The 7,257-nt window shown below is 65.3% G+C and carries 8 protein-coding genes; all 8 read right to left on the bottom strand.

The genetic code is table 11. The annotated features are described in order from the left end of the window. Positions 1 to 356: 356 nt before the first annotated feature. The 8 genes from XdyCFBP7245_RS18245 to pcnB all read right to left on the bottom strand — a co-directional run bounded on the left by XdyCFBP7245_RS18245 (position 357) and on the right by pcnB (position 7,228). Positions 357 to 983, bottom strand: coding sequence for an ATPase (locus XdyCFBP7245_RS18245; protein WP_104616909.1), 627 nt, complete (start codon positions 981 to 983; stop codon positions 357 to 359). Positions 984 to 986: 3 nt separating this feature from the next. Continuing rightward, entirely contained in the window at positions 987 to 1,331 is a 345-nt protein-coding gene (locus XdyCFBP7245_RS18240; RefSeq protein WP_104616908.1) for a type II toxin-antitoxin system Phd/YefM family antitoxin, read from the bottom strand. Between the two features lie 282 nt (positions 1,332 to 1,613). Next, on the bottom strand, positions 1,614 to 3,128 hold the full coding sequence (gene pgi, locus XdyCFBP7245_RS18235; protein WP_104616907.1) for a glucose-6-phosphate isomerase: 1,515 nt from the start codon (positions 3,126 to 3,128) through the stop codon (positions 1,614 to 1,616). After that, a complete protein-coding gene (panD, locus tag XdyCFBP7245_RS18230; RefSeq protein ID WP_104616906.1) occupies positions 3,125 to 3,505 on the bottom strand; it encodes an aspartate 1-decarboxylase in 381 nt (126 codons plus the stop codon). The genes pgi and panD overlap by 4 nt, the downstream gene beginning before the upstream one ends. A 176-nt stretch (positions 3,506 to 3,681) precedes the next feature. Continuing rightward, positions 3,682 to 4,524, bottom strand: a complete 843-nt coding sequence (panC, locus tag XdyCFBP7245_RS18225; RefSeq protein WP_104616905.1) for a pantoate--beta-alanine ligase — start codon at positions 4,522 to 4,524, stop codon at positions 3,682 to 3,684. After that, the gene (gene panB / locus XdyCFBP7245_RS18220; RefSeq protein ID WP_104616904.1) at positions 4,521 to 5,336 is read right to left on the bottom strand and encodes a 3-methyl-2-oxobutanoate hydroxymethyltransferase; all 816 of its coding nucleotides are present in this window, start codon (positions 5,334 to 5,336) and stop codon (positions 4,521 to 4,523) included. Before panB ends, panC begins: the two co-directional genes overlap by 4 nt. 35 nt (positions 5,337 to 5,371) lie before the next feature. After that, positions 5,372 to 5,857 carry a 2-amino-4-hydroxy-6-hydroxymethyldihydropteridine diphosphokinase gene (gene folK / locus XdyCFBP7245_RS18215; RefSeq protein WP_104616903.1) on the bottom strand — a complete coding sequence of 162 codons (486 nt, stop codon included), beginning with the start codon at positions 5,855 to 5,857 and terminating at the stop codon, positions 5,372 to 5,374. A 3-nt stretch (positions 5,858 to 5,860) separates the two neighbouring features. Then, positions 5,861 to 7,228 (bottom strand): polynucleotide adenylyltransferase PcnB, encoded by a 1,368-nt coding sequence (gene pcnB / locus XdyCFBP7245_RS18210; protein ID WP_104611311.1) that lies wholly within the window; start codon positions 7,226 to 7,228, stop codon positions 5,861 to 5,863. Between the last annotated feature and the right edge of the window lie 29 nt (positions 7,229 to 7,257).

Raw genomic sequence — 7,257 nt, 5'->3', positions numbered from 1 at the left:
CCGTCCGCTTATGCCCAACATCTGGCAAACACCGATATCATCAACCCCGGACTCTAAACCCGATCGCTACTCAGGGCGGGGGGACGTCGGTGGGACCTTACGCGGCATGGATGCCGCGTAAGAGCCTACAGGGACGGATTCACGGCGTGTCCCGCGAGGGTGGGCGGGCAAGGACCCTGCAGCCAGGCTGTAAATCATTCGCTCTGAATCTGATCTATCCGAAATATGTAATTCCATCCAGACACAAGATGCAAAAGCAGCACAGGATTTGAGTCGTAGAGGCGTTTGGATACAGTCAGAAGCTGAGTGAGTCGGGCGCGCGGCGCCCTCACCGCTCACAGGACCGGATGCACGCTTCAAGTCACCCGACGCGTTTCCAGTGCTGCCATCACGATGGGCTTGGCCCATTCCGGTACCTGTGCCAGCTCTGCAGGCGTCTGCGGGTAATGCAGACCGGCCCGATCCAGTTCCAGTACCAGCAGCGGCTCGGCCTGCCCGGATGCATCGGCAGCGGCGCTGTTGTCGTAGACATGCAGCACCGCCAGATGCGGCAGCAAGGCGATCAGATTGGCGCGCGAGGCATCGAAGCGCTCGCGGATCTTGTGCTCGGCGATCGCATGGCCGCCGCCGGCGACCCGCGCTGCAACGCGTTCGATATGCAGCTCCACCGTCGACAAGCCACAGAACCAGACTGCCACCGTGTGCCGTTCGCAGGCCTCGCGCAGCAAGCGCGGGATGGTGGTCGCGCCCAGCGTGGTTTCGAAGGCGTAATCGCTGCCGTCCGCCATTGCCTGGCGCAACCGTCGCACACCTTCCTGCCAAGCCTGGGCATTGGCAGCCTCCAGCGGCCAGCCCTGCTCCACCAGTTGCCGGGTGAAGGCATCCGGGTTGAACCAGGTGGCGCCGTCTTCCTGCAGCAAGGTGCCCAGCAGCGAACTCTTGCCGGCGCCGTTGACGCCGGCCAATACCAGAATATGTCCCATCGATCAGAGCGACGGACCCAAGGGAATCTTGCGGCCACGGCGTGCGGGCTTGGCGATCACCGGTCCCAGCACCGCGCCATCGGTGACCGCGGCAAGATGCGCGTCGAATCTGACCTGCAAGGCCTGCAGCGACTGCGCGCGTGTGGCCGCATCGGCAAGCGCGCTGGCCTGCCGCACCAGCTGCCGGTATTCCTCCGCATCCACCACCACCGCTTCGGGGTGATTGTGATTGGTGATGACCACCGCGCCGTGGGTGCGCACCTTGCGCATCAGGCTGGGCCAGCCCTTGATCTTGATGTCGGCCGCTGGCGCTTTTTCGAGCTCGGGCAAGTCCTGATGACGGGACATGGGGCGATCCTGCGAAGTGAGTGAGCCCAGGCTACGCCAAAATGCCCATTTTGGGAAATTTGTTCATTTTGGACTATTCCACGCCCAACCCGACACAAGAGCGGCTAAAAACCGTAGTGGGCAGTCATCAGGTGGGTGCAAACGGCGCACTCAGAACTAAGACCGACGAGTACCCAGCACCGCCCGCGCCCGCCTGGCGGCGAACCCAGTCGTCTTGTTAGCTGCCTAAATTAAAACGAGGCCCGCAGGCCTCGTCGCTTGACGCTACAGCTGTGCGGCGGCTCAGCCGCGCAACTTACTCAGCAGCTCGCGCGTCACCGGGTCGGCGACGTCGGCCGACTCGCCCTTCAGTGCCGGCAACAGCTGGCTGGCCAGCTGCTTGCCCAGCTCCACACCGAACTGGTCGAACGCGTTGATGCCCCACATCACCGATTGCACGTAGACGCTGTGCTCGTACATCGAGATCAATGCGCCCAGCGCCTGTGGAGTCAGTGCATCGAGCAGGATCACCGTGCTCGGGCGACCACCGGGATAGCTGCGGTGCGGGTCGCTGCTGTCCTGACCATTGGCAAGCGCTTCGGTCTGCGCCAGCACATTGGCCATCAGCGCCACGTGGTTTTCCGCGTATGGATCGTCGTTGTGCACGGTGCCGATGAAATCGGCCGGCACCACACTGGTGCCCTGGTGCAGCGCCTGGAAAAAGCTGTGCTGCACATCGGTGCCCGCGCCGCCCCACCACACCGCCACGGTGTCGCTGTCGACCGCAGAGCCATCGAGCTTGACCCGCTTGCCCAGGCTCTCCATCACCAACTGCTGCAGATACGCCGGCAGCAAGGCCAAACGCTGGTCGTAAGTCATCACCGCATGCGTGGCGCTGCCGAGCAGGTTGCGGTTCCACACCGCGGTCAGGCCATGCAGTACCGCGACGTTTTCTTCCAGCGGCGTGTTGAGCGCATGCGCATCGAACTGCGCGGCACCTTCAAGCAGCTGCTCGAAACGCGCGAAGCCAATCGCCAGCGCTATCGGGAAACCGACCGCCGACCACAACGAATAGCGCCCGCCAACCCAATCCCACATCGGCAACACGCGGCTGGGTGCGATGTCGAAGGCCTTGGCCGCGCGCTCGGGGTTGGCGCTCACTGCAAACAGGCGCTCGCTGCCGCCCAACCAGGCATGCAGGATGCCGCCGTTGAGCAGCGTTTCCTGAGTGCCGAAGGTCTTGGAAATCAGGATGCCGGCGGTGCGTGCCGGGTCCAGCGTGGCCAGCGTGCGCTGCATGGCGGCGCCATCGACGTTGGAGACGAAATGCACGCGGAAGCGCACACCTGTCACCGGACGCAATGCATCGGCCACCAGACGCGGGCCCAGGTCCGACCCACCGATGCCGACACTGACGATATCGGTGACGTTGGTGGCTTCGAGTTGCTCGATCAACGCACCCATGCGCTGGCGCACTTCCGCAGCGGTGGCATAGGCCTCGGAGGCCACCGGCGCGTCGGTCAGATCGCCACGCAACGCGGTATGCAATGCAGCGCGCTGTTCGGTGACATTGACCTGCTCGCCACGAAACAGGCGCTGGAAGGCACCGGCCAGATCGCGCTCACGCGCGATGGCAAACAGTGCATCGAGCGAGGCGCGGTCGTACTTCTGGCGCGCGAAATTGAAGTACAACGGACCGACTTGCCTGGCGTACTGCGTCGGCCGTTCCGGCTCGGCGGCAAGCAATGCGGGAATGGCAGCGCCGCGCAGGCGCTGAGCGTGGGCGTGAAGCGCGTCGAATCCGTTGGTCTGTGTCATGCGGCCTGCGTGGGGATGCTGTGGTTGGTATGGGTAATCTTGTTGGCTCCGTCAACATATACCAGAGTGGGCTTGAAGGTTTCCGCTTCGGCTTCGCTCATGCTGGCGAATGCAGCAACAATGATCAGGTCGCCCACCTGCACGTGACGTGCGGCACCGCCGTTGAGCGACAGGATGCCGCTGCCTTCTTCGGCACGGATGGCATAGGTGCTGAAGCGCGCACCGTTGGTGACGTCCCAGATATGCACCTGTTCGAACTCGCGGATGCCGGTCGCATCCAGCAGCAGCCCGTCGATAGCGATCGAGCCTTCGTAATTGAGCTCGGAATGGGTGACGGTGGCGCGGTGGATCTTGGTTTTGAGCAGGGACAGGTGCATGGACGCAGGCAACAACGAAAGGAAAGCGGATATTTTAGCGGAAAGCGCCCGCGCTCACCCGGGTGCCGCGCGGCCGCTGGTGAGGGCTTCAGGCGGCGGTGAAGCACGCCCTCTGGCGGGCCGGACGCGCCCATGCCCATCGCTCAGCGCGGGCGCACGCGGCGGCCTGCGCGGCGTCAGAATTCCAGGTTGTCGATCAGCCGCGTCGTGCCCAGGCGTGCAGCGATCAAGGCGACCCGCGCTCCGGCATTGCTGTCGCCCGGTTCGTTCAGATCGGGCAGGCGTACCACCGCGTAATCGACCCGGAAACCGGCCTGCTCCAGCGCCTGGGTGGCGCGTTCTTCGACCTGCGCACGCGGCGTACCGGCGGCATAACTGTCGCGCATCTGCAGCAGCACCTTGCGGATCTGCGCCGACACGGGCCGATCCTCGGCCGACAGATACTGGTTACGCGAACTCATCGCCAGGCCGTCGGCTTCGCGCACGATGCTGCCGCCCAGGATCTCGATCGGAAATGCGAGGTCGGCCGCCATCTGCCGGATCACCGCCAGCTGCTGGTAATCCTTCTTGCCGAATGCGGCCACGTCCGGCTGCACCTGGTTGAACAGCCGCGCCACCACCGTGCAGACGCCATCGAAATGCCCCGGCCGGCACACGCCTTCCAGCACATCGCTGACGCCGGGCGCGTGGACCGGCGTGGCCAACGCGGTGCCGAGCGGATACATCGTGTCCACGTCCGGCAGCCACAGCGCATCGCAACCGGCGTCTTCCAACCCACGCAGGTCGGCTTCGGGCGTGCGCGGGTAACGGGCGAAATCTTCATTCGGACCGAACTGGGTCGGGTTGACGAACACGCTCGACACCACGCGGTCGGCATACTGGCGCGCCAGCATCACCAGCGAATAATGCCCGGCGTGCAGGTTGCCCATGGTCGGCACCAGCGCCACGCGCAGGCCTTCGCGCTTCCAGCCGGTGACCAGAGCGCGCAAGGTGGAAAGATCGGTAATGGTCTGGATCATGCGGCGTACGCGTGCTCTGCATCGGGGAAGCTGCCATCGCGCACGGCCTGCGCATAGGCACGCACCGCGCCGGCCACCGAACCGCCTTCGGCCAGGAAATCCTTGACGAACTTCGGCCGGCGATGGCCGCTGTCCAGGCCCAGCATGTCGTGCATCACCAGCACCTGGCCATCGCAGCCCGGGCCGGCACCGATGCCGATGGTGGGCACGCTGAGGTCGGCGCTGATCTGCGCGGCAATCGGCGTGGGCACGCATTCCAGCACCACCAGGCTGGCTCCTGCGTCGACCACCGCCTGCGCATCGCGGCGCAATTGCTCGCCGGCTTCGCCGCGGCCCTGCACTTTGTAGCCGCCAAACCGCAGCACCGATTGCGGGGTGAGCCCCAGGTGCGAACACACCGGGATCTCGCGCTCAACCAGATAACGGATGACATCGAGTTTGTGCCCGGCGCCTTCGATCTTGACCATCTCCGCACCGGCCTGCAGCAGCAAGGTGGCGGCATCGAGCGCGCGCTCGGGCGTGGCATCGGCCTGGAAAGACAGATCGGTCACCAGCAAGGCCCGCTCCAGCACGCGTGCGACCGCGGCGGTGTGGTAGACCATATCGGCGGTGGTCACCGGCAAGGTGGAATCGTGCCCCTGCACCACCATGCCGAGCGAGTCGCCGACCAGGATCAGGTCCACGCCGTTGGCGTCGAAGCTGCGCGCAAACCCGGCGTCGTAGGCGGTCAACATGACCAGTTTTCGACCCGCCCGCTTGGCCTCGGCCAGGGCGGGCACGGTCCAGGGCTTGCTGTCGGCGTGGCTGCTCATGAAGTCATTACGTGGGGTGATAAGCCGCTCATTATCTACCCAATCGGCTCCAGCCCGCAGACATCGATGGCCTGCAATGCGTGCCGCACTGTTCCATGACCTGGAATGATCGCCTCCGGCGCCAGCTCGGCCAGCGGCAGCAGCGCGAAGCCGCGCGCGTGCAGATGCGGGTGCGGCACCTGTAGCTGCGGCAGGTCGATCACCTGGTCGGCGTACAGCAGCAGGTCCAGATCGAGCGTGCGCGGACCCCAGCGCTCGCCGGCCCGGCGCTCACGTCCGAACGACTGCTCGATGCCGAGCAAGCCCTCCAGCAGCGGCAGCGGCGCCAGCGCGGTGCGCAGCTGCGCCACGGCATTGAGGAAGTCGGGCTGGTCTTCGCGGCCCCAGGCCGGCGTGCGGTACAGGCGCGAAGCGGCAATCAGCGTGGATTGCGGCAGCGCGCCAAGCGCAGCGATGGCCGCGCGCACGCTGGCCTCGGCCGGGCCCAGGTTGGCACCCAGGCCGACAAAGGCGGTGTGCATGCCCTACTCGCCTGCCGCAGCGCCGGTGCGACGACGACGACGGCGACGTTTGCGCGGCGCACCCTCGTCGCCATCGTGATCGGCCTGCGCCGATTCGATCGCATCGACCAGCTCCTGGCCCGACGACTTTTGCGCCTCGCGCCAGAACTCCACATCGGCCGCATGATCGGCCGATGCGAACTGACGCAACACCAGAAAATCGAACGCCGCGCGGAAGCGCGGATGCGACAAGGTACGGAACACGCGCTTGCGTTGACGCGACGAGAAGCGCGTCTGCAGCAACCAGATTTCCTGCATCGGCAGCGAGAAACGACGCGGCAACGCCACCCGCTCAAGCTGGTGCAAGGTGACACGGTCGGCAGCGCGCCGCTGCGCATCTTCCGGCTGCACGCCCTGCGCCTGCAGTGCCATCAAGGTGCGGCAGAACGCCGGCCACAGCAGCAACGCGAACAGGAAGGCCGGCGACACCGGCTCGTCGTTGGCCACGCGCGCATCGGTATTGCGCAAGCCTTCCAGCACCATCGCGCGCAACGCGCCGCTACGGTTGGATTTGAGCGCCGCTGCACTCTCGGGGAACAACGCACCGAGCAGGCCGTAACGCTCCAGGCCTTCGAAACTTGCCACGCCGTGCCCGGACAGGAACAGCTTGAGAATCTCTTCGAACAACCGTGCCGGCGCGGCTTCGGACAACAGCCCGGCCAGGCGCGGGATCGGCTCGGCACTGCCGGCTTCGATCTCGAAGTTCAGCTTGGCCGCCAGGCGCACCGCACGCAGCATGCGCACCGGATCTTCCTGGTAACGCAACTCCGGGTCGCCGATCAACTTCATCAGCCGCGCTTGCACGTCTTCGAAGCCACCGCAGTAATCGCGCACCGAAAAATCTTCGATCGCGTAGTACAGGGCGTTGCAGGTGAAGTCGCGGCGGATCGCATCGTCTTCGATGCTGCCGTAGACGTTGTCGCGCACCAGGCGGCCGTTATCCAGCTCGCGGTCGCCGCTGCCATCGTCGATGTTGGCGCGGAACGTGGCCACTTCGATGATCTCGCGGCCGAACACCACATGCGCCAGACGAAAGCGGCGGCCGATCAACCGGCAATTGCGGAACAGCGCCTTGACTTCTTCCGGCGTGGCGCTGGTGGCGACGTCGAAGTCTTTGGGGTGTCCGCCGACCAGCAGGTCACGGACTGCACCGCCGACCAGATAGGCACCGAAGCCGGACTCGCGCAGGCGATACAGCACGCGTAGCGCGTTGGGGCTGATGTCCTTGCGCGAGATGGTGTGCTGATCGCGTGGGATGACGCGCAGCGTGAACGGGGATGTAACTGAGGGTTCGATGATGGCGCTTCCGTCTTGTGTTGCAGGATTGCCCAACGGCTATTACCTCACTATACTAGCGCGCT

Origin of the sequence: Xanthomonas dyei, assembly GCF_002939865.1 — a bacterium.
Lineage (GTDB): Bacteria > Pseudomonadota > Gammaproteobacteria > Xanthomonadales > Xanthomonadaceae > Xanthomonas > Xanthomonas dyei.
The sequence above is the reverse complement of the archived record's forward strand: the minus strand, read 5'-3'. Positions and strand labels throughout refer to the sequence as shown.

Excerpts from the sequence above, each read along its gene's own strand:
- XdyCFBP7245_RS18245 (WP_104616909.1), bottom strand. The coding sequence starts at position 983 with ATGGGACATATTCTGGTATTGGCCGGCGTCAACGGCGCCGGCAAGAGT.
- XdyCFBP7245_RS18240 (WP_104616908.1), bottom strand. The coding sequence starts at position 1,331 with ATGTCCCGTCATCAGGACTTGCCCGAGCTCGAAAAAGCGCCAGCGGCC.
- pgi (WP_104616907.1), bottom strand. The coding sequence starts at position 3,128 with ATGACACAGACCAACGGATTCGACGCGCTTCACGCCCACGCTCAGCGC.
- panD (WP_104616906.1), bottom strand. The coding sequence starts at position 3,505 with ATGCACCTGTCCCTGCTCAAAACCAAGATCCACCGCGCCACCGTCACC.
- panC (WP_104616905.1), bottom strand. The coding sequence starts at position 4,524 with ATGATCCAGACCATTACCGATCTTTCCACCTTGCGCGCTCTGGTCACC.
- panB (WP_104616904.1), bottom strand. The coding sequence starts at position 5,336 with ATGAGCAGCCACGCCGACAGCAAGCCCTGGACCGTGCCCGCCCTGGCC.
- folK (WP_104616903.1), bottom strand. The coding sequence starts at position 5,857 with ATGCACACCGCCTTTGTCGGCCTGGGTGCCAACCTGGGCCCGGCCGAG.